The organism is Brevibacillus sp. MER 51 (assembly GCF_023714195.1).
GTDB lineage: Bacteria > Bacillota > Bacilli > Brevibacillales > Brevibacillaceae > Brevibacillus.
The window spans coordinates 1-445 of record NZ_JAMAUS010000061.1; the positions used below are offsets into that span (position 1 = coordinate 1).

Annotated in this window: 1 protein-coding gene and 1 pseudogene; both read left to right on the forward strand. The window is 29.2% G+C overall.

Features of this window, described 5'->3' with window-relative positions; genetic code table 11:
• The coding region (locus M3630_RS30620) for a metal ABC transporter permease (protein ID WP_251254675.1) at positions 1 to 315 on the forward strand (315 nt) is incomplete at its 5' end.
• Positions 312 to 445, forward strand: a pseudogene (locus tag M3630_RS30625) (metal ABC transporter substrate-binding protein); the annotation flags it as partial. The gene M3630_RS30620 and the pseudogene M3630_RS30625, both read left to right, overlap by 4 nt.

Below are 445 nucleotides of genomic sequence, written 5' to 3' on the forward strand. Positions count from 1 at the left end.
TTATTACATTACTTTGTGATGTTGTTACTCTCATTAGTAACAGTAGCAAGTATTCAAACGGTAGGTATTATTCTTGTAGTTGCATTATTAATTACACCTGCATCTACAGCATTTTTAATTAGTAAAAAACTATACTCAATGATGATTATAGCAAGTTTAATAAGTGTCATAAGTTCAATTGTCGGACTTTATTACAGCTATATTTACAACATTCCTAGTGGTGCGACAATCGTACTTTGTACGTTTGTAATTTATATCATCACATTATTTTTCACAAAATTTACGAATAGAAAGAAACGAGGAAGTTTAACATGAAAAAATTAGTACCTTTATTATTAGCCTTATTACTTCTAGTTGCTGCATGTGGTACTGGTGGTAAACAAAGCAGTGATAAGTCAAATGGCAAATTAAAAGTAGTAACGACGAATTCAATTTTATATGATAT